The organism is Streptomyces sp. NBC_01446, from assembly GCF_026340095.1.
In the GTDB taxonomy this organism is placed as follows: Bacteria; Actinomycetota; Actinomycetes; order Streptomycetales; family Streptomycetaceae; genus Streptomyces; species Streptomyces aureus.
In genome coordinates this window covers 992269-1010641 of sequence record NZ_JAPEPO010000003.1, presented here as the reverse complement: position 1 = coordinate 1010641, position 18373 = coordinate 992269, and the positions used below count along the sequence as shown (strand labels likewise).

The 18373-nt window shown below is 69.6% G+C and carries 14 protein-coding genes and 6 pseudogenes; 9 read left to right on the top strand and 11 right to left on the bottom strand.

Annotated features, from left to right (window positions below; translation table 11 throughout):
* Window positions 1–12: 12 nt before the first annotated feature.
* Together OG456_RS49310 and OG456_RS49305 are read right to left on the bottom strand one after the other, a co-directional pair.
* The gene (locus tag OG456_RS49310) at window positions 13–690 is read right to left on the bottom strand and encodes a hypothetical protein (RefSeq protein WP_266571628.1); all 678 of its coding nucleotides are present in this window, start codon (window positions 688–690) and stop codon (window positions 13–15) included.
* A 68-nt stretch (window positions 691–758) separates the two neighbouring features.
* Window positions 759–1970 (bottom strand): MFS transporter, encoded by a 1212-nt coding sequence (locus OG456_RS49305; RefSeq protein WP_266571627.1) that lies wholly within the window; start codon window positions 1968–1970, stop codon window positions 759–761.
* A gap of 210 nt (window positions 1971–2180) precedes the next feature.
* Between OG456_RS49305 and OG456_RS49300 the strand changes: the two are divergent.
* A pseudogene (locus OG456_RS49300) lies at window positions 2181–2303 on the top strand (transporter); the annotation flags it as partial.
* Between the two features lie 77 nt (window positions 2304–2380).
* On the opposite strand, the gene OG456_RS49295 reads toward OG456_RS49300, so the two are convergent.
* The 3 genes and pseudogenes from OG456_RS49295 to tnpA form a co-directional block, all read right to left on the bottom strand.
* On the bottom strand, window positions 2381–2680 hold the full coding sequence (locus OG456_RS49295; RefSeq protein ID WP_266571626.1) for a hypothetical protein: 300 nt from the start codon (window positions 2678–2680) through the stop codon (window positions 2381–2383).
* A gap of 134 nt (window positions 2681–2814) precedes the next feature.
* A complete protein-coding gene (locus OG456_RS49290; protein ID WP_266571807.1) occupies window positions 2815–4053 on the bottom strand; it encodes an IS701 family transposase in 1239 nt (412 codons plus the stop codon).
* 225 nt (window positions 4054–4278) lie between these two features.
* Window positions 4279–4730, bottom strand: a pseudogene (gene tnpA, locus OG456_RS49285) (IS200/IS605 family transposase).
* A gap of 26 nt (window positions 4731–4756) precedes the next feature.
* Between tnpA and OG456_RS49280 the strand changes: the two are divergent.
* Both OG456_RS49280 and OG456_RS49275 read left to right on the top strand, forming a co-directional pair.
* A complete protein-coding gene (locus OG456_RS49280; RefSeq protein ID WP_266571625.1) occupies window positions 4757–6076 on the top strand; it encodes a transposase in 1320 nt (439 codons plus the stop codon).
* Window positions 6077–6113: 37 nt separating this feature from the next.
* Window positions 6114–6326, top strand: a pseudogene (locus OG456_RS49275) (cation:proton antiporter); the annotation flags it as partial.
* Between the two features lie 47 nt (window positions 6327–6373).
* On the opposite strand, the gene OG456_RS49270 reads toward OG456_RS49275, so the two are convergent.
* The 5 genes from OG456_RS49270 to OG456_RS49250 all read right to left on the bottom strand — a co-directional run bounded on the left by OG456_RS49270 (window position 6374) and on the right by OG456_RS49250 (window position 12821).
* Window positions 6374–8083, bottom strand: coding sequence for an aldehyde dehydrogenase family protein (locus OG456_RS49270; protein ID WP_266571624.1), 1710 nt, complete (start codon window positions 8081–8083; stop codon window positions 6374–6376).
* Window positions 8084–8130: 47 nt separating this feature from the next.
* The gene (locus OG456_RS49265; protein ID WP_266571623.1) at window positions 8131–9426 is read right to left on the bottom strand and encodes an MFS transporter; all 1296 of its coding nucleotides are present in this window, start codon (window positions 9424–9426) and stop codon (window positions 8131–8133) included.
* A gap of 32 nt (window positions 9427–9458) precedes the next feature.
* Window positions 9459–10394, bottom strand: coding sequence for a TauD/TfdA family dioxygenase (locus OG456_RS49260; RefSeq protein WP_266571622.1), 936 nt, complete (start codon window positions 10392–10394; stop codon window positions 9459–9461).
* A gap of 217 nt (window positions 10395–10611) precedes the next feature.
* Complete coding sequence (locus OG456_RS49255; RefSeq protein ID WP_266571621.1) at window positions 10612–11214, bottom strand: TetR/AcrR family transcriptional regulator; 603 nt, start codon at window positions 11212–11214, stop codon at window positions 10612–10614.
* 65 nt (window positions 11215–11279) lie between these two features.
* Window positions 11280–12821, bottom strand: a complete 1542-nt coding sequence (locus OG456_RS49250) for a class I adenylate-forming enzyme family protein (protein ID WP_266571620.1) — start codon at window positions 12819–12821, stop codon at window positions 11280–11282.
* 73 nt (window positions 12822–12894) lie between these two features.
* Between OG456_RS49250 and OG456_RS49245 the strand changes: the two genes are divergently transcribed.
* The 3 genes from OG456_RS49245 (at window position 12895) to OG456_RS49235 (ending at window position 15583) form a co-directional block, all read left to right on the top strand.
* Window positions 12895–13503: a TetR/AcrR family transcriptional regulator gene (locus OG456_RS49245; RefSeq protein WP_266571619.1), complete on the top strand. Its 609-nt coding sequence runs from the start codon at window positions 12895–12897 to the stop codon at window positions 13501–13503.
* 27 nt (window positions 13504–13530) lie between these two features.
* The gene (locus OG456_RS49240; RefSeq protein ID WP_266571618.1) at window positions 13531–15171 is read left to right on the top strand and encodes an acyl-CoA dehydrogenase family protein; all 1641 of its coding nucleotides are present in this window, start codon (window positions 13531–13533) and stop codon (window positions 15169–15171) included.
* Between the two features lie 169 nt (window positions 15172–15340).
* Complete coding sequence (locus OG456_RS49235; RefSeq protein ID WP_266571617.1) at window positions 15341–15583, top strand: hypothetical protein; 243 nt, start codon at window positions 15341–15343, stop codon at window positions 15581–15583.
* On the opposite strand, the pseudogene OG456_RS49230 reads toward OG456_RS49235, so the two are convergent.
* Window positions 15532–15639: pseudogene (locus tag OG456_RS49230) on the bottom strand (transposase); the annotation flags it as partial. The gene OG456_RS49235 and the pseudogene OG456_RS49230 sit on opposite strands and share 52 nt — an antisense overlap.
* A gap of 73 nt (window positions 15640–15712) precedes the next feature.
* Here OG456_RS49230 and OG456_RS49225 point away from each other — a divergent pair.
* The 3 genes and pseudogenes from OG456_RS49225 (at window position 15713) to OG456_RS49215 (ending at window position 18357) form a co-directional block, all read left to right on the top strand.
* Entirely contained in the window at window positions 15713–16936 is a 1224-nt protein-coding gene (locus OG456_RS49225; RefSeq protein ID WP_266571616.1) for an RNA-guided endonuclease TnpB family protein, read from the top strand.
* Between the two features lie 54 nt (window positions 16937–16990).
* Window positions 16991–17410: pseudogene (locus tag OG456_RS49220) on the top strand (EamA family transporter); the annotation flags it as partial.
* Window positions 17411–17423: 13 nt separating this feature from the next.
* A pseudogene (locus OG456_RS49215) lies at window positions 17424–18357 on the top strand (LysR family transcriptional regulator).
* Window positions 18358–18373 lie beyond the last annotated feature (16 nt).

The window sequence follows — 18373 nt, the reverse complement described above, 5'->3', positions numbered from 1 at the left end:
CACGCTCCTGATTCAGCTCACGAATTCCCTGTCGCCGTAGTGCACTTGGGCCGTCTGCCAGTCGACACCGAGCTTGGCGGTGAACTCCCGGGCCAGTGGCAGGTCGGCGAGCGGGGCGATGAGGATGAGCCGGCCATCGACGGCGACCGAGCCGCCGCCGAGTTCTTCGCGGGCCACCGGGTCCGCGACCAGCTTGTCGTGCAGCCGGTTCGCGCTGACGCCGGGCGCCTCGATTTCGAGTGCGTCCGTCTCCGGCGATGTGCGCGGCAGACAGCGGAAGGTGAGCACGGACTCCTGACGGTACGTCTTGGCGATGACACCGGCGATGTGGTTCAGCCCGTCACGGCCGACCCTGTCGATGTCGAACTCGCGTGAGCGCTCGTACGTGGCCTGCTTGAGATCGCCGGACCAGAAGACTCCCTCCAGGAGCTTCGAGGAGACGGGCGTGGCCCCGTTGGCGCGGATGATCCCGCGCAGTTCGTGGTCGAAGCGTGTGAGACGGGTGTGGAGCCTGGGGTCGTCCGGGTCAGTGATGACCGCGGTGTTGTTGGTGGCGAAGAGCTCCGCCGTTGGGCAGTCAGCCGCGGCGGAGCTCGCGGCCGGCGAGCCTCCGGCGCCCGCAAGTCCCAGTGCCAGGGCGGCGACGGTTGCCGCCACGAGGCGCAGCCGCCGCGCGATGGTGATCTTCATGGGGTGATCAACGATGCGGGCAGGGCTTCGTTGCGCCGGCTGCCGCCCGATCGCGCCGGTCGCGGACGCTACGGGACAGGGCGTGCGTGCTCAGGTGTCGTACGGCGCGGCCGTCGGACCAGGTAGACACCCGCGGTCGACACCAGGACCGCCATGACCGCGATGAACACGAGCCCGGCACCCTCCAGGCCGATCGGGCCGGTCAGTACTCCGACACCGATGACCGGTACGGAGATGCCCGCGTACGCCACCACGAACAGTGTGGAGATCACCGACGCGCGATGGTCCGGGGGAGACGCCTCCGCCACCGCGCCGAGCGCCGCACGAAACGCCAGCCCCTGCCCCGTACCGCCGACGAGCGCGCTCAGCACCACCAAAAGCAGCAGGTCCCATCGCAGCGCGCCCGCGAGCAGCGCCAGACCGGCGAGGAGTGCGGCGCAGCCCAGCGGCAGGGACCGTTCCATCCCGACCCGGGTGACCGCCAGTTGCCCCGCGGTCGAGGCGAAGAAGGCGAGCGCGACGACCAGACCGCTCACGGCGTGGTTGTCCACGTCCAGCGACTCGGCGAGGAACGCCGGGCTGACCGAGGTGAACACCCCGAACAACGCGAACCCCACGAACGAGGCGATCGCAGCGGGCCCGAACACCGGCCGCACCTGCGGGGGCAGGCTGGGCCGCTGCGGCCGTACGGTACTCAGTGCCCGCCGCTCGGCCACGGTCTCCGGCAGCCACAGCAGCACGGCGGCCGAGGCGGCCACCAGCGCGAGGTGCACGGCGAAGGGCAGGTACAGCGGCCAGGCGGCGTACTGGGCGAGCAGTCCGGCGAGCAGCGGACCGCAGCCAAGACCGCCCATGTTGGCGGCGGTCGCCACGAACGTGGCCCGGGAGCCACCGCCGTGCGGCGCCAACTCGATCACGTACACGGTGGCGGCCCCGGTGAACAGCCCGGCGGCGAACCCCGAGAGCAGTCGCCCCGCGTACAGCCACCCCAGCCCGGTGGCACCGAGGAAGCAGACGGCGCTGGCCGCCGCGAACGCCAGCCCCCACAACAGCACCGGCCGCCGCCCGACAGCGTCCGATGCGTTGCCGGCCAGCAACAGCACACCGATGACCCCGAAGGCGTACACCGCATAGACGACGGTCACCGTCAGCTCGGAGAACCCGAACTTGTCCTGATAGAGCCCGTAGAGCGGGGTCGGCAGAGTGGTCCCGGCCATACACACGGCAAACACCGCGCCGGCAAGAGAACACTTGCGCCATGTTCCGCGATCACCGTCCATGCGGTCGACAGTAGTTCTGCAGGCTGTCCCGCTCCGGTACGGCGTGCGCCGACGCGCTGTGTCCCACCCTCCGGGCTGTGATCAGGCCAGTGTGAGGAAGAGCTTTTCCAGCTCCGCCTCTTTCATGGCGGGGGTGCCGCCGTCCTCGGTGGCGGTCAGGCATTCGCGCATCCGGCCCGCGATGATTTTGAAGCCGGCGTGGCACCCAAGTGGGTCATGGACCGCCAGGTCCGCCTGACCGCAGGTTCCGTCGTCCTCCTCGGCCTGCTCCTGGGCCTGGTGATCCGTCCCGCCTTCCAGTTGCCCTCCGCCGGCATCGCCGCCGGTCTCGTCTGCCTCTGATCTTGGCCAGTGCTCCGCCCTTAATACTCCAGCTGTAGATCGTGACCGTCATGTCTGGGATGGCTCTCTCACGAGCCGTCCCACAGCCCCAGCCGTCGCAGACGACGCTGTCGATGCCTCTCGTACAGCGCCGTGAGCCCGAAGATCCCACCGAGCAGAAAGCCGCCGGTCGGCGCGATGACGTAGTCCGACGGCTGCACGTCTGGGAGCAACAGGAAGTAGGTAGCCCACACTGCTCCCGTCAGTAGTGACAGGACGACCGGATGCCGGGCCGCGAACTTCTGTGTGCGTGTTGGCGGGCGTTCACCGCCAAGGAGGCGGTCCACGGCCCAAAAGGCCCGCACCAGTCTTTGCCTGGTCTCTGACATGGCCGAGAGAGTAGCGCGCCGATCAGTTCTCGACCGGCGCGATGCCAGTTCGGCGCGACGCTCGTAGCTTGCCCCCTGTCCCGCCCAGCCCGCAGTACCCGTTCGGGGTTTGGTGTCCAATATTGTTGTGATCTTCATGTCTGGGATGCGGCTTGTCGCCGGTAATGGCTGGCCCGTGATCGCTGTTGGTGGCGGCGTCGCCAGTCGGACCAGCCGAGCCGGTGGGCGAGGTCGTTCAGGGGACGGGCAGTGACGGCGAGGAACAGGTGCTGGATCTCGTTGCAGGTCAGCGGGATCAGGTCGTGCGGTCCTGGCCGGTCGGCGTGCTCCTCGGCGCGGACAACGGCGAGGAAGGCATGGGCGAGCATGGCGAGGGTGACCCAGCGGCTCCAGGACGGGTAGCGGCGGACCTGGTGTTCATCGAGCCCGGCCAGGCCCTTCTCGGTCTGGAAGGTCTCCTCCACCCGCCATCTGGAGCCGGCCGTCTGGACCAGGGCGCGCAGCGGGACCGGCACGGTGGAGTGGCAGCGGTAGTAGGCGAGTTCGCCAGTGGCGCGGTTGCGTCGGATCAGCAGATGACGGTGTCCCGGCGCCGGGTCGGCGAGGTCGATGACGGCCCAGTCGTAGTAGCGGTGGCCCTTCGCGCCGGCTCCGGCCGACAGCTTCTGCCAGGCCCGTCGGGGCAGCTTTGCGGCCAGCGCGTCGGCGCGGAACTTCCCTGCCCTGGTGGCGACTTCGGCTGAGCGAGCCACCGCAAGCACGTAGCCCAGGCCGCGTTTTTCCAGGGCCGCCCGCAGTTTCGGGTTGCCGCCGTAGACCTCGTCGCCGGTCACCCAGCCGATGCGGTGTCCGGCGTCCAGGAACCGTTCGATCATCATGCGGGCCAGCTCCGGCTTGGTGGCGAAGACGGTGTCCTCGCCGAGCCCGGCCGCCCGGCAGCGATCGGGGTCGCAGGTCCACGAGCTGGGGACGTACAGCTCCCGGTCCACCGCCGCGTGCCCGCGCATCCCCGCATAGACGAGATAGACGGCGACCTGGGAGTTCTCGATCCGGCCGGCGGTTCCGGTGTACTGACGCTGAACCCCGACGGTGTGGGTGCCCTTCTTCACGTCGCCGGTCTCGTCCACGACCAGCACCGCCGCCTCGTCGTGGAGATGTTCGACGACGTACTCGCGCACGTCGTCCCGCACGGCATCGGCATCCCAAGAGGCCCGGCACAGCAGGTGCTGCATGCCGTGCGGGGTCGTCTCTCCGGCCCACTCCGCGATCGTCCAGCAGTTCTTGCGCGGCAGGTCCGACATCAAGCCCATCACCAACCGCCCGGCCCGCAGCCGGGGTTCGACCCGGGCGAACCGGCCCGGGATACGGCCCATGACCACCTCGAACGCCTCCCGCCAACGGCCGGGATCTATGCTGTGACCTGCGGCCACCGACTCCTCGTTCGTCTTCACAAACGACGATGATCAACGGTGGCCGTACCCGTGTCCGGACCCGCCCCCACCAGCAAGATCACGATCTACAGCTGGAGTATTAAGCGCAGGGGGCCATCTCAGAACTGCTCTGGTCCGCACTGTTCGTGCGGGTCGACAGTATTGTCCTCAGACCACAGGACGCTGCTGGTTCTCGATGTACTGCTTGACGGCGGTCAGCGGTGCTCCGTGGCAGGACCCGGCGTAGTAGGAGCCGGACCAGAAGTGTCCGCCCCACAGGTAACGGCGGACGTGCGTGCTGTACTCCTGGCGGAGCCTGCGGGAGGAGACGCCCTTGAGGAAGTTGACCAGCTTGGTGAGCTGGACTTTCGGCGGGCAGTGCACGAGCAGGTGTACATGGTCCTGCTCGCCGCTGAACTGGTTGAGTTCGGCCTCGAAGTCCCCGCAGACCTCGCGCATGATCTCCTTGGTGCGCGTCAGCATGGCATCGGTGAATGCCTTGCGCCTGTGTGAATCCCTTGCGCCGGTACTCGGTGACATAAAACCAAGTGGACGTGCAGGTGGTGAACGACATGGCGCCCGGTGCACACATCAGGATCAGGGTTCCATCGTGGTGACATAAGCCGACCGTAGTAGTGTGATCGCGATGGGTGAACTTGCTTGGGAGAAGCGGCAGTTCGGGCACCGTGCCCGGCTGGCGCTGACGCCTGCACAGGCCCGGCTCATGGACGACCAGGCGCACGCGGCCCGCACGATGTGGAACTGCCTGCACGACTGGTGGACGATGCTCCCCAAGGACAAGCGTTCCCTGGCCGCCGCCGATGCGGCGATCCGCCAGGCCCGCAAGGAGATCGACTGGCTCGCCGTGCTCCCCGCGCAGGCCGCGCAGGCAGTTTTGAAGTCGTACGTCCAGGCGTGGCGGAACTGTTGGGATCGGCGGGCGGACGAGCCGAACTTTAAGGCCCGTTTGCGCGCCGTCATGTCCGTCGACATCCCGCAGGGCCGCGATCTGCAGATCAAGCGGGTGCACCGCCGTTGGGGCATGGTCAACATCCCCAAGGTCGGTCGTGTCCGCTTTCGCTGGACCAGGGATCTCCCGGTCGGCAAGCTCGCCAACAGGGAGAATCGGATCACCGGGGCGCGGTTGGTCAAAGACGGACTCGGATGGCATATCGCCTTCCGCGTCCAGACGCTGGAATTAAAGCCTGAGCCGCACACCGGCCCTGAGATTGGCATCGACGCCGGGGTCAGCCTTCCCCTTGCCCTGTCCGATGGCAACCATCAGGACCACGGAAGACCCGCCCGGCTCCCGGATGGCACCGCCGACCGGGACAAGTGGCTGAACCCGCAGGAGAAGGCCAAGCTGCTCCGCCTGGAACAACGGGCCGCGCACCGCAAGTCCTTCCGCAAGCCGAAGGAGCGCAGCTCCAACCGGCTGAACCGCACCTACGACCAGATCAAGCAGCTCCGCGCAAAAGCCACGCGCCGAGTCGTTGACTGGCAGCACCAGACCACAACGCACCTCGCCCGCACCTACGGCACGGTCGTGGTCGAACAACTCAACATCACGAACATGGTCAAGTCGGCCAAGGGCACCATCGAGGAACCCGGGACAAACGTCGCGCAGAAGTCCGGCCTGAACCGCTCCATCAGCCAGGAGGCATGGGGCCGTACCGTGACGATGCTGACGTACAAGACCGGCCGCTACGGCGGCACCCTCGTCAAAGTTCCCGCCCCGAACACTTCCCTGCGCTGCTCCGCCTGCGGCTTCCTCACGCCCGGCAGCCGGGAAGGCCAAGCCACGTTCGTGTGCAAGAACCCAGACTGCGGCTGGTGCGGCAACGCCGACTGGAACGCGGCCCGCAACATCTTGCACCTGTACAGGATCGGCCTCGTGGCGATCCCGGCTGCCGGGAGGGCAGTCGTCAGGCGCACCCGTGGCGCCAAGCCCGCCACCGCAAGGTAGGTGGGAATCTCCTCCCTGAGCTCGCGAAGGCAGGAGAGCACTTCAATCCTCCACCTGCCTTCCGCTCGTCGTGGCCATCACGGCGATCGGCGTGGACGACGGTGTCGTGAGGAAGAGCGAGGCGGCGGCGCTGGTCGGCGCGGCGATGATCTCGGTCCTCGTCTTCCCCCTGCTCGCCCTGCGCCTGCGGGCCCGGGAAAGTGACGTCACACCCCACCTGCCCCAGGCACCCGCGACGGAGGCCTGGTGACGATGCGCGGTCGAGGTGAACTGCGTATCCGGCCGATCGGAACCCGCTCAGCCGCGCAGGGCCGACGCGAAGATGCCCGGCAGCCTGCTCGCCCGCGGGTCGGTGGCGTAGGCCGTGAGGCGTTCCATCGTCGTGCGTCCGGTGCGGTTGGTGACGAAGTACGGCGGGCGCGGCGACAGTGAGGGCGAGCCGGTGAGCAGGCCGCGCGGCGCCGGTGCGAAGGGGGCCCGCAGCACGGTCTTCTCGACGTCCTCCAGCATGAACGCGTTGTGGACGAACCCGATGCCGCTGCCGATGTCCTGGCGGGTGTGTCCGGGGTGGGCGCCCCAAGGTGTGTAGCCCAGCAGGAAGCCGAACGCCGACCAGCAGTTGACGCCGAGGGTGCCGTAGCGCAGCGCGGCGACGGCCTCGTCGACGGCGGCGCGGTGGGCGCGTTCGGTGCGGGGGTGCACCAGCAGCGTGGCGCCGAGTGTGCCGGGCAGCTTGTTGTTGGCGAACTCCGTGGCGGCGCGCAGGAATTGGGGCGCGTCGTCGCCCGGCAGGTGCACTACGCCCAGGGCGCTGGCGAACACCTCGTCCGTGAGCATCGGGTCGTCGGCGTCGGTGATGTCCGGGACGAGGAGGCGGCACGTGTCGTCGTAGGCCTCGGCCTCCGGGTGGGCTCCGGTCACCGAATCGAGGCGGTCGGCAGCGCCGGGGTAGTAGTCGTTCCGCTGCGGGAGTTCGCGCAGGACGTGCCGGATCTCGGCGAGCAGTCGCTCCGTTCCGTCCCAGTGGCGGGGCACGAGCAGAATCTGGCTGGCGACGCAGTTGTGGCCGGAGTTGTTCAGCTTGCTGGTCACGATGTGCTCGGCCTGGAACCGGAGGTCCGCCGCGCTCCACGGGCCCGGCGTCACGATGCAGGGGCTGACGCCGCCCAGCTCGCTGGTGAACGGCTTGTCGTTGGCCGGAGTGTCGGCGCGCCGTCGCTCCTCGGCCTGCGCGCCGGTGCCCCACACGATGGCGTCATGGGTGCGTTCGCTGCCGGTGACATGGATGGTGTCGACTTTCTCGTGGGTCGTGAGGTACGCGCCTTCGGCCGCGCCTCCGTCGACGAAGCGGACCCAGCCACGCTCCACGAACTCGGTGAACACTTTCTCGAAGTGCGGGCGGAGATAGGCGTTGACCGGGTTCATCTTGGCGAGGACGACCTGGCCTTCCGCGTACAGCTTGGGCAGGATGTCGAGCGGCGTGATCGCCGCGACGTTCCCGGCGCCGAGCACCAGCGCGACGGCCGGCTCGCCCGGCCGCCCGCGGTACTCGCCCGCCGCACGGGCCATGAGTTGCTCGCGGGTCGTGCCCGGAAGCGTCCACACCTCGGCGGTGAAGCCGTTGAGCAGCAGGCGGTCCGTGGCCGTGGCGGGGAAGACGCCGACGACGGTACGGCCTTCGCGTGTGCGGACGGACCTGGCGGGCACCGGGTCGTGCCCGGCGGCCAGGCGCCGCAGCACATGCAGGTACGCGCCCACGGTCTGCGCCAGTGCCCAGGGTGCGGCGACCCAGTCCTCGGCGGCCCAGCCGGAGTCCGCGTCGTACCCCTTGGCGCGGGCGGCGTCGGCGACCATGCCGGGCGCCCCGTCGGCGATCCGCGGAAGCATCCGCTCCAGCAGGGCGATCCGCTCGGGCAGCGGTACGGCGGTCCAGGAGGCGGCGCTCTCGTGCAGGTCGCTGACGGCGAGGTCGAGAGGTGCGGTGTGGAGTGCGGGTGCGGCGGTCAAGGGTCAACTCCTGTGGGTGCGTGTGTGGTTGGGGTGGGGGTGTCGTGTCAGACGGTGAGCCGTGGGGTGTCCCGCGCCGGGTCGACGAGCAGGAAGGAGGCGGCGGCTCCGACGGCCAGGAGCAGTCCGGACAGCAGTACGGAGTTCTGGTAGCCGCCGGCGCCCTGTGCATCGACGAGGGCGCCGACGACGGCCGGCGCGCCCAGACCGGCCGCCGTCACCACCGCGTTCATGGTGCCCAGGGCGCCTCCATTGCGGGAGGGCGGGGCGAGCTCGGCGACGGTGGTCGCGGCGATCGTGGCGTACGAGCCCCCGAGGCCGAAGCCGAGGGCGATCAGGACGGTCTTCGCGCCCGAGCCGTCGACCAGTGGCAGGGCCAGACAGCAGGCGGCGCCCAGAGCGAGCAGCCAGCCGCCCACCCAGCCGCGGGCGCGGCGGCTGCCGGCCCCGCGCCGCATCAGCCGGCCGGTGATCCCGGCCTGCGCGAGCAGCACGACGGCACCGATCGTCCAGGGCGCGACGACGAGGGTGCCCGCCGCATGGGCCGAGTACCCGAGGGCGTTGCGCAGGTAGGACGGCAGCCAGACCAGCATGAGAGCCACGGTCCAGTAGCTGGTGAAGTAGGCGAGGGTGGCGCCGATCCAGGTGCGGCTGGCGAAGATCCTCCGGTACGGGACAGGCGCCCGCGTTTCCTGTGGTCGCGCCCCGGCGGCCGCAGCGACATCGTGGCGCCCGTCGGCACCGAGTACCGCCCAGGCCACCGCCCACACCAGCCCCGCGCCCGCGAGCACCCACAGCGCCGACCGCCACCCGTGGTGCTGGATGACCCACGACAGGCCGGGTGCCGAGACGATCACGCCGAGGGTGACGCCGAGCGTGATCAGGGCGCCGGGCAGATTGCGCCGGTGGTCGGGGAACCAGGCCAGCGTGGCCTGTTGGGCGACGGGGAAGGCGGGGCCCTCGGCCGCCCCGAGGAAGACGCGCGAGGCGACCAGGACGGCGAGGCCGCCGCCGATCGCCGCGGGCACCTGGGCGACCGACCACAGGACGGCCATCAGCAGGAGCAGCAGTTTCGGCGACATGCGGTCGGCGGCGAGCCCGACCACGACCGCGGCCACGGAGAAGAGCAGGAAGAACGCGCTGTTGGCCAGCCCGAACTGAGTGGCACTCAGATGGAGGTCCGCGCGGATCTCGTCGGCGGCCAGGCCGAGGACGGACTTGTCCGCGAAGTTGACCATCATGAAGGCCACCAGCAGTACGGTCACCGTCCAGGCGCGCCGGCTGCTGCCGGTGGCTCCGGTGGTCCGTGTCGAGTGCTGGGGCACGGTCGGTGCCGCGGTCATGGGTACTCCTGAGGGAGAAGGGGGAGAGCCGTTCAGGACAGCGGGACACCGGCGATGGCGATGCGCTCCATCACCCGGCGCTGCGGGAAGTAGTCGTTGACCGCGTAGTGCTGGACGGCGATGTTGTCCCAGACGGCGATCGAGTCGGGCTCCCAGCGGAAGCGGATCTGGAACTCGGGGATGCGCGCCTGGAGGACCAGGATGTCGAGCAGCTCACGGTTCTCCGACTCGGACAGGCCCTTGATGTACCGGGTGAACGGCTCGTTCACGTACAGGGTCTTGCGGCCGCTGCGGGGGTGGCGCACCACGACGGGGTGCTCGACCTGCGGCCAGCTCTCCCGGAAGGCCGCCTTCTGCTCGTCGTTCATGAGGGCGCCCCAGCTGGCCTCCCAGTCGTGGACGGCGGTGAGGCTCTCGATGCGCTCCTTGAGGTCCTCGGGCAGGTTGTCGTAGGCGGCGCCCATGTCCGCCCACATCGTGTCGCCGCCCGCGGCGGGCACCTCCACTGCGCGCAGGACGGCGCCGAGCGACGGGTTGATCATGAACGAGTGGTCGCTGTGCCAGATGTTCTTGTTGCCCGCGGCCTTCGCGTCCTTGGCGAGCCGGGAGATGCCCGGGGTCCCGGTCTTCGCGAAGAACGGGTTCGCCTCAGGCGGGCCCCAGACGCCCGACAGCGCGAGCTGGTGATCGGCGGTGAAGCCCGTCTGGCCGCGGAAGAAGATCACCTTCCACTCCAGCAGCGCCTGCCGCAGCTCCGTCGCGAGCTCGTCGGAGATCGGCCGGGTCAGGTCGACGCCGCCGAGCACGGCGCCGAAGTGCGGGGTGAGCGGGTCGATGTCGATCAGCCGGTACGCGGACTGCTCGGCGCCGGGGGCGAGACGGTCCAGGACGCGGCGGCCGTAATGCATGAGGGGCTTGTCCATCACGGGCTCGGGGTTGGTCACGTGGGTCGACGCGACGGCCTGCATGCGGTTCCTCCTGACGGTGAACACTAATTACGTAACCGGCAGTATCGATATTGGATCGCGCCGGTGCAAGAGGTTCGGAGGTGTTGTTTTTCCGGCGCAGTCCGGTGCAGTCCGGTGCCGTCCGGGGGGCGTCGAACCGGCATCCGGGCATGGCGAAGTGCGCGCGGGCACGATGAAGTGCTCTGCGCGCAGGAGGCGGCGGGACGTCAGTTCAGGGTCAGGGCCGGGCGTCGACCGCCCGGCCGATCAGGTCCACCACCGACTCGACGAGCGACTCGTCGGGCATCTGCTGCTCGCCGACCATCCGGAAGACCAGCGACGCCGCCACGAGCGTCGAGGCGGCGGACACGTCGACGTCGGACCTGACGTCGCCGCGCGCGACACCGCGCTCCAGCAGGTGCCGCGTCTCGCTCATCACGCGGGCCGTGTAGGCGCGGTAGGCCCCCGGCTCCGCTCCCGCCTCGGCGGCGGAACCGATCACCCCGGCCAGCAGGCGGTCGATCCCCGGCTGCCGGTAGGCCTTCATGCGCGCTGTCAGGACGGCCCGCAGCTCGGCCCGGAAGTCCCCCATGTCGGGCACGGTCAGTGGCCCGATCCGCGACTCCGCGGCGGCGATGACCAGGTCCTGCTTGGTGGACCAGCGCCGGTACATGGCCGGCTTGCTCACCCCGGCGCGGGCCGCGACAGCGTCCATCGTGAGTGCGGCCATACCGCTCTCCGCCACCAGGTCGACGACGGCGTCGAGCACGGCTCGCGTGACGTGTTCCTGGCGAGGCCGCCCCGGACCCCGGCGTGCCCGCTCCACCTGTTCCTCCGTCATGCGGAGACCCTACGCGGGCCGTACCCCGTGACGCGCACGGGGCACGGCCCGCGGGATGTGACAGCTCAGCCGCTCACCGAGCCCGCCGGGTCGGTCAGCTGGGCCCGCAGCACATGTTTGGTGATCTTCCCCGACGGCGTACGCGGCAGCTCCGGGCGCAGTACCAGCTCGCGCGGGATCTTGTAGCGGGCGATCCGCGACTCGAGCCACGTGCGCATGCCCGCCACGTCCAGGTCCGCCCCGTCGCGCGGCACCACGACGGCCACCACGGTCTCGCCCCACTGCGGGTGCGGGCGGCCCACGACGGCGACGTCGAGCACGTCCGGATGGCCGCGCAGCGCGCCTTCCACCTCCTGTGAGGCCACGTTCTCGCCGCCGGTGATGATCACGTCCTTCATCCGGTCCACGATCGTGACGAAGCCGTCCTCGTCGACCCGGCCGAGGTCACCGCTGCGGTACCAGTCGCCCGCGAACGCCTCCGCGGTGGCGGCCTCGTCGTCGAGATAGCCGACCATCCGGGTCTCCGAGCGCAGCCAGATCTCCCCGGTCTCGCCCGAACCGGCATCCGCGCCGTCGGGGCGTACGACCCGCAGATCGACACCGGGCATGCCGCGGCACCCGATCGATCCGGCCTTCGTCACCTGCTGGGCGGGGGAGAGCGAGGTCCCTGCGGGGCCCATCTCGCTCATCCCGTACACCTGGTGGAAGTCCTGCGAGCCGTACGCCTTCATCAGCCGGCGCGCGGTGTCCGCGTCCAGGGGCCCGGCGCCGTAGATCCAGGCGCGTACGGACGTCAGGTCGAAGTCGGCGAAGTCGGTGACGGCCTGCACCGGGGCGATGAGCGCGATCGGCGCTCCGAACATCGCGGTGACCCGCTCGCGCTGGATCGTCTCCAGCATGCCGCGCGGGTCGTACTCGCGCTGCAGCACGACCGTGGCCCCGCGCAGCAGCGTGCCCAGGGTCCAGTTGTTGAGGGGGGACGCGTGCCAGATCGGCATGCAGATCAGGAACCGGTCGTCGCGGACGAGGGGGATCGTGTCCGCGGTGTGCCCGGCGGTCAGGGCGATGCCGCGGTGCGTGTGCACACAGCCCTTGGGTGTCCCGGAGGTGCCCGACGTGTAGAGGATCTGCGCGATGTCGCTGTCCGGGCCCGGCTCCGCGCGCCAGGGCCCGGCGCGCGCCACGAGGGACTCGAAGCAGTCCGCCGGGCGCGTGTCGGCGTCCGCGTCGGGGTGGCTGACCAGCCACGGCACCTCCACGTCGGCCGAGATCGCACGCTCGCCGATCTCCGCGTCGACGAGCGCCAGGCGGGCCCCGCAGTGCCGCAGCTGGCGCGCCACCTCGGACGTCTGCAGTTTGTGGTTCACCGGTACCAGGGTGGCGCCCGCGTACCAGGCGCCGAACGCCGCGAACAGGAAGGCGGGGGTGTTGTACGTCATCACCGCGAGACGGTCGCCCGGCCGCAGCCCGGCCTCGCTCAGTACCGTCGCGGCGCGCCGGGCGGCCTCGTCGAACTCGCGGTAGCTCCACCGCTGTTCGCGGTAGACGACCGCTTCCTTGTCGCCGGCCGAGCGAACCACTCTGTCCAGCAGGGCACTGAGGTGCATCACGTTCTCCTGACGTGCCGGGCCGGCGAAACCGACCGTGGCGGGAAACTCTGAATCATGGTTCACTTCTTTCATGGCCTACCGCAAGACCCCAGCCGAAATCAGTCGGCTCGAAGCCGCGAGAGAGCGCCTCATCTCCTGCGCGACCTCGGTCGTGGCGGAAGTGGGCTGGTCACAGGCATCCGTGACCGCCGTCGCCGACTCGGCGGGCATCGCGGCAGGCTCCGTGTACCAGCACTTCCCGTCCAAGGCGGCGCTCGCCGTGGAGGTGTTCCGGCGCGCCGCGGGACGCGAGGTCGAGGTCCTGGGCGAGGTGCTGCACGGTCCGGGAGACCCCGTCGAACGGCTCCGCCGCGGCGTCGAGGTCTTCGCCCGCCGTGCCCTGGAGAACCGTGGCCTCGCCTACGCCCTGCTCGCCGCCCCCGCCGAAGCCGCGGTCGGCGCCGAGCGACTCGACTTCCGCCGCCGCTACCGAGCACTGTGGGCCGAGGTGGTGCGCGAGGGTACGACGACAGGCCGACTGCCCCCGCAGAACGCCGAGATCACCGCGGCCGCCCTGACCGGAGCCATCGGCGAAGTGCTCGTCGACCCGCTCGGCACCCCCGACGAGAACGCCGCCGAGGAACTCCTCGCCGACCTCACCGCCGCGGCGCTGCGCTGCGCGGGCGCCCCGACCGCCTGATTCCCGCTCTCCTCTGGAGGAGGCCCCATGTCCAGCAATCCCACCGCCGTGACGCACGAAGTGACCAACCAGGTACCGCCGTTGGCCGGCCACGACATCGCCGACGACCCGGTCCTCCTGGAGGGTGTGCGCCGCGAGGGCGCCGCATGGTCTCTCGACGACCTCCACCGGATCGGCCGCCGCGCGGGCAGCGAGGAGGTGCAGCGCTGGGCCGACGAGGCCAACCGCTTCGAGCCGGTACTGCGCACCCACGACCGTTACGGCAACCGTATCGACGAGGTCGACTTCCACCCCTCGTACCACGCCCTGATGGACGTGGCGGTCGGCGAAGGCCTGGCCGGCAGCGCGTGGGCGGACGAACGGCCCGGCGCGCACGTGGCGCGGGCCGCCGCCTTCATGGTGTGGAGCAGCACCGAGGCCGGACACGGCTGCCCCGTCTCCATGACGTACGCCGTCGTCCCCGCCCTGCGCCACGCCCCCGACCTGGCCAAGATCTACGAACCCCTGCTCACCAGCCGTGTCTACGAACCCGGTCTGCACACCCCGGGCGGCAAGCGGGGCCTGCTCGCCGGCATGGGGATGACGGAGAAGCAGGGCGGCACCGACGTGCGCGCCAACACCACCTCCGCCACCGAACAGGCCGACGGCACCTGGCGTCTGCGCGGTCACAAGTGGTTCACCAGCGCCCCGATGAACGACCTTTTCCTCGTGCTCGCCCAGGCGCCCGGCGGCCTGTCCTGCTTCCTGGTCCCGCGCGTCCTGCCCGACGGCAGCCGCAACACCTTCCGTATCCAGCGCCTCAAGGACAAGCTCGGCAACCGCTCCAACGCGTCGAGCGAGCCCGAGTTCGACGACACGGTGGCCTGGCTCGTCGGCGCCGAGGGCAAGGGTGTCCGCACCATCATCGACATGGTGACCATGACGCGGCTCGACTGCGTCCTCGGCTCCGCCGCAGGCACCCGCGCCGCCCTCGCCCAGGCCGCCCACCACGCCCGCCATCGCTCGGTGTTCGGCGCCAAGCTCATCGACCAGCCGCTCATGCGCAACGTACTGGCCGACCTCGCCGTGGAGTCCGAGGCCGCCACCACGCTCGCGCTGCGTCTGGCCGGCGCCGCCGACCGCACCCAGCGCGGCGACGAAGGCGAGCGAGCCTTCCTGCGCCTGGCCACGGCGGTCGGCAAGTACTGGGTGTGCAAGCGGCAGCCCGTAGCGGTGGCAGAGGCCCTGGAATGCCTCGGCGGCAACGGATATGACGAGGCATCAGGTATGCCGCGCCTGTACCGTGACGCGCCGCTCAACGGCATCTGGGAGGGCTCCGGCAACGTCAACGCCCTGGACATGCTCCGTGCGTTGGCCCGTGAGCCCGAGTCCCTGGAGGCGTTCCGTACGGAGATCGAGGCGGCGGCGGGCCGCGACCAGCGGCTCGACGCGGCCTGGCAGGAGTTGCAGGGCGAACTCGTCCTCACCGAGGACGCGCCGCTGCGGGCCCGCCGGGTCATCGAACGCGCGGCACTCGTGCTGCAGGGTGCCCTCCTGGTCCGGCACGCGCCGGCCGCCGTCGCGGACGCGTTCTGTGCTTCGCGCCTCGCCGGGGACCGCGGACTCGCCTTCGGGACGCTGCCGCCGGGCACCGATTTCGCGGCACTGCTGGAGCGACTGCCGGCGTGACGTTCGCAAGCCTTGGCCCGCGCTGAACGGACGCGCGGGCGGGGTGGCCTTCACCGGGTGGCCGCGTCGAGCAACATCTTCGCGGCCACCGTCGCTCAGTCGATTCGGATTGACTGCAACCTGGTCTGAAGGCCAGTTTCCTGAGGGTAGACGCCGGTAGCTTCGCCATATGGTTTCCGACACGGTCGCCGTAGGAGTTCTCACCTTCATAGGAACTGTCCTGGCCACCCTCACGGGCCTGTGGCGGTGGCGACGTGTCCAAGCGCGCGAACAGCGTGACGAGTTCGGCGTGCAGAGGTTGGAAGCGCTCAAAGAAATGTGGGAGGCGCTGTCTTCGCCATTGAACTCCACCAGTTCGCACTCGAAGACCGCGCACACCGACCGCATGATCTCGTCCATCCGCGCCAAATGAGCATCCGTGAACACCTTGTGCCGGAACTTGGTCACGAAGACCAAGTGGACATGCATCGCGAAAACACAGTGCCTGCCAGTTCTAATCTTCTGCATTTCGCCCATAACCCAAGTATGTAGGGTGGTCTTCATGCAGCTGAGGTACAACTTCCGCCTGTACCCGAGCCCAGCCCAACGCACGGCGTTGGCCAAGGCGTTCGGGTGCGCCCGCGTTGTGTTCAACGACGTGGTAAGCGCCCGCGAGGACGCTCGGACAGCAGGCGGAGCGTCCCCGACGGCCGGTCAGCTGTCGCAGAAGCTGATCACCGAGGCGAAACGGAGCGAGGCGCGGTCCTGGCTGAGCGAGGTCTCCGCCGTGGCCCTGCAGCAGTCACTGCGGGACGCGGAGACCGCCTACAAGAACTTCTTCGCCTCCCTCAAAGGCACCCGCAAGGGACCGAAGCTGGGCCCGCCCCGCTTCAAGTCTCGCAAGGACAACCGACAGGCGATCCGGTTCACCGCCAACGCCCGCTGGTCGGTCACCGACAAGGACCGCCTGAAACTACCCAAGATCGGCGAGGTGAGGGTGAAGTGGTCCCGCGCCCTGCCCACCACGCCGTCCTCGGTCACCGTGATCAAAGATGCCGCCGGGCGGTACTTCGCCTCCTTCGTCATCGACACCGACCCGCACGCCGACCACGCCCGCATGCCCGCCACCGACCAGGCCGTCGGCATCGACCTGGGCCTGAACCACTTCGCGGTCCTTTCCGACGGCACGAAGATCGAATCCCCGCGGTTCCTGCGCCGCGCGGAGAAGAAACTCAAGAAGGCCCAGCGGGATCTGTCCCACAAACAGAAGGGATCAAAGAACCGCGAGAAGGCTCGCCTCAAGGTCGCCCGCGCCCACGCGCAGGTGGCCGACGCCCGCCACGAATTCCACCACCAGCTCTCCACGAAGCTGATCCGCGAGAACCAAGCGATCGGCGTGGAGAATCTGACGGTCAAGGCCCTGGCGCGCACCAGGTTGGCCAAGAGTGTTCACGATGCCGGATGGTCCTCCTTCGTGAACATACTGGAATACAAAGCGGCCAGGTACGGGCGCACCCTGGTCAAGATCGGACGGTTCGTGCCGACCTCCCAGACCTGCTCCACCTGCGGCCACCGGGACGGGCCCAAGCCCCTTCACGTCCGTACCTGGACCTGCACCGCCTGCGGCACCGTCCACGACCGGGACATCAACGCCGCCATCAACGTCAAAACGGCCGCTGGACTCGCGGTCACAGCCTGTGGAGCGAAGGTAAGACCGGAACTTGTTCCGGCACAGCGCAGCGAAACAGGAAGCCACGGATTCCCGCTCGACACCTGTGCCGCGTAGCGGCACAGCAACGAACGAGAAGGCCAGAATCCTCGGGGTTCACCCCGAGGAGCATGTCAAATCCTGCTCAACCGCACTGCCACCGTGGGGCAGCGCCTGCCCGGGATCGAGGGATCGGCGGCCGCCGCGCTCGTCTCCGGTGCGCTCTACGTGCCGGTCGGCATCACCGCACTGTGCCTGCACCGGCCCACCGCGGCCGCACTTTTGTGCGCGCTCGCGGCCGGTGTGCTGTCCTCCGCGGTGCCCTTCCTCACCGACCTGCTCGCACTGCGACGCGTCCCCGCCCACTCCTTCGGGATCTTCATGAGCGTCAACCCGGTGTGCGCCGCTCTGGTGGGCCTCCTCATCCTCGGCCAGCATCTCGGCCCGGCATCATGGACGGCCATCGCCGTGATCGTCGCTGCCAACGCCGTGGCTGTGGGCACGGCAGCGCTCCGCTCTCCGGCCCGTCCTGACCACCCGGACGCTGTGTGAATAGAGTGGGCGGGTGGATCTCAACGCTGTGCGCACCTTTGTCGCGGCTGCGGACGCCGGCCAGTTCCAGGAAGCCGCCGTGGCCCTGTCGATCACCCAGCAAGCCGTCTCCAAGCGCATCGCCGTGCTGGAAAAGGATCTGGAAGTGCGCCTGTTCACCCGCACCCCGCGCGGAGCCGAGCTCACCATCGACGGCCAGGCGTTCCTTCCCCACGCCCGCGAACTCCTCCGGGCGGAAGACCGGGCCGACGCCTCCGTGCGCCCCGGCCGGCGCGCCCTGCGGGTCGACGTCATCAACCGGCGGATCGCTCCTGCGGTGCTCCTGCAGGACTTCTACCGCACCCGCCCTGACATCGAGCTCGACGTCGTGACCTTGAACGCCGACGTCGACACGGCGATCGCCGCGGTCGAAGCTGGGACGATCGACGCCACGTTCCACGCGATCACCGTTCCCGCGCTTCGCCTGCCGGCCTCGATCAAGACCGTCCGGGTGATCGACGACCCGCACGAGCTTCTCGTCGGGCCCTCCCACGCGCTGGCCGATGCCGACAGCGTCACGCCCGCACAACTCGTCGGACACCGCATCTGGATGCCCGGCATGGCACCCGGCACCGAGTGGGCCGACTACTACGACGAGTTCGCCGCCGCGTTCGGGCTCACGATCGACGTCGTCGGGCCCGTCTTCGGGAACGAGGCGCTCCTGGACGAGATCGCCGACTCCGCCGACCTGGCGACCCTCGTCGGTGAAGGGTCCCGGTATCTCTGGCCTGACAGCTACGACCTGCGGCGCATTCCGGTGCGGCACCCGACGCCGGTCTTGGCGCGGCGACAACCGGCATCCGGCACTTGACGCGTTTCGCGCCCACCTGGACGCGACCCGGGCGCAAACCCCGGACTCCGACGTCTGGGAACCGACATGGAGGCAGCGGACAGCCAGAAGGCTGTAAGACCTGGGACGGGTGT

What these genes read in the sequence shown, in the direction of transcription:
- OG456_RS49255 (WP_266571621.1), bottom strand. Translation starts at nt 11,214, where the DNA reads ATGACGGAGGAACAGGTGGAGCGGGCACGCCGGGGTCCGGGGCGGCCT.
- OG456_RS49280 (WP_266571625.1), top strand. Translation starts at nt 4,757, where the DNA reads ATGGGTGAACTTGCTTGGGAGAAGCGGCAGTTCGGGCACCGTGCCCGG.
- OG456_RS49225 (WP_266571616.1), top strand. Translation starts at nt 15,713, where the DNA reads ATGCAGCTGAGGTACAACTTCCGCCTGTACCCGAGCCCAGCCCAACGC.
- OG456_RS49295 (WP_266571626.1), bottom strand. Translation starts at nt 2,680, where the DNA reads ATGTCAGAGACCAGGCAAAGACTGGTGCGGGCCTTTTGGGCCGTGGAC.
- OG456_RS49235 (WP_266571617.1), top strand. Translation starts at nt 15,341, where the DNA reads ATGGTTTCCGACACGGTCGCCGTAGGAGTTCTCACCTTCATAGGAACT.
- OG456_RS49250 (WP_266571620.1), bottom strand. Translation starts at nt 12,821, where the DNA reads ATGCACCTCAGTGCCCTGCTGGACAGAGTGGTTCGCTCGGCCGGCGAC.
- OG456_RS49305 (WP_266571627.1), bottom strand. Translation starts at nt 1,970, where the DNA reads ATGGACGGTGATCGCGGAACATGGCGCAAGTGTTCTCTTGCCGGCGCG.
- OG456_RS49245 (WP_266571619.1), top strand. Translation starts at nt 12,895, where the DNA reads ATGGCCTACCGCAAGACCCCAGCCGAAATCAGTCGGCTCGAAGCCGCG.
- OG456_RS49240 (WP_266571618.1), top strand. Translation starts at nt 13,531, where the DNA reads ATGTCCAGCAATCCCACCGCCGTGACGCACGAAGTGACCAACCAGGTA.
- OG456_RS49290 (WP_266571807.1), bottom strand. Translation starts at nt 4,053, where the DNA reads ATGGGCCGTATCCCGGGCCGGTTCGCCCGGGTCGAACCCCGGCTGCGG.
- OG456_RS49260 (WP_266571622.1), bottom strand. Translation starts at nt 10,394, where the DNA reads ATGCAGGCCGTCGCGTCGACCCACGTGACCAACCCCGAGCCCGTGATG.
- OG456_RS49265 (WP_266571623.1), bottom strand. Translation starts at nt 9,426, where the DNA reads ATGACCGCGGCACCGACCGTGCCCCAGCACTCGACACGGACCACCGGA.
- OG456_RS49310 (WP_266571628.1), bottom strand. Translation starts at nt 690, where the DNA reads ATGAAGATCACCATCGCGCGGCGGCTGCGCCTCGTGGCGGCAACCGTC.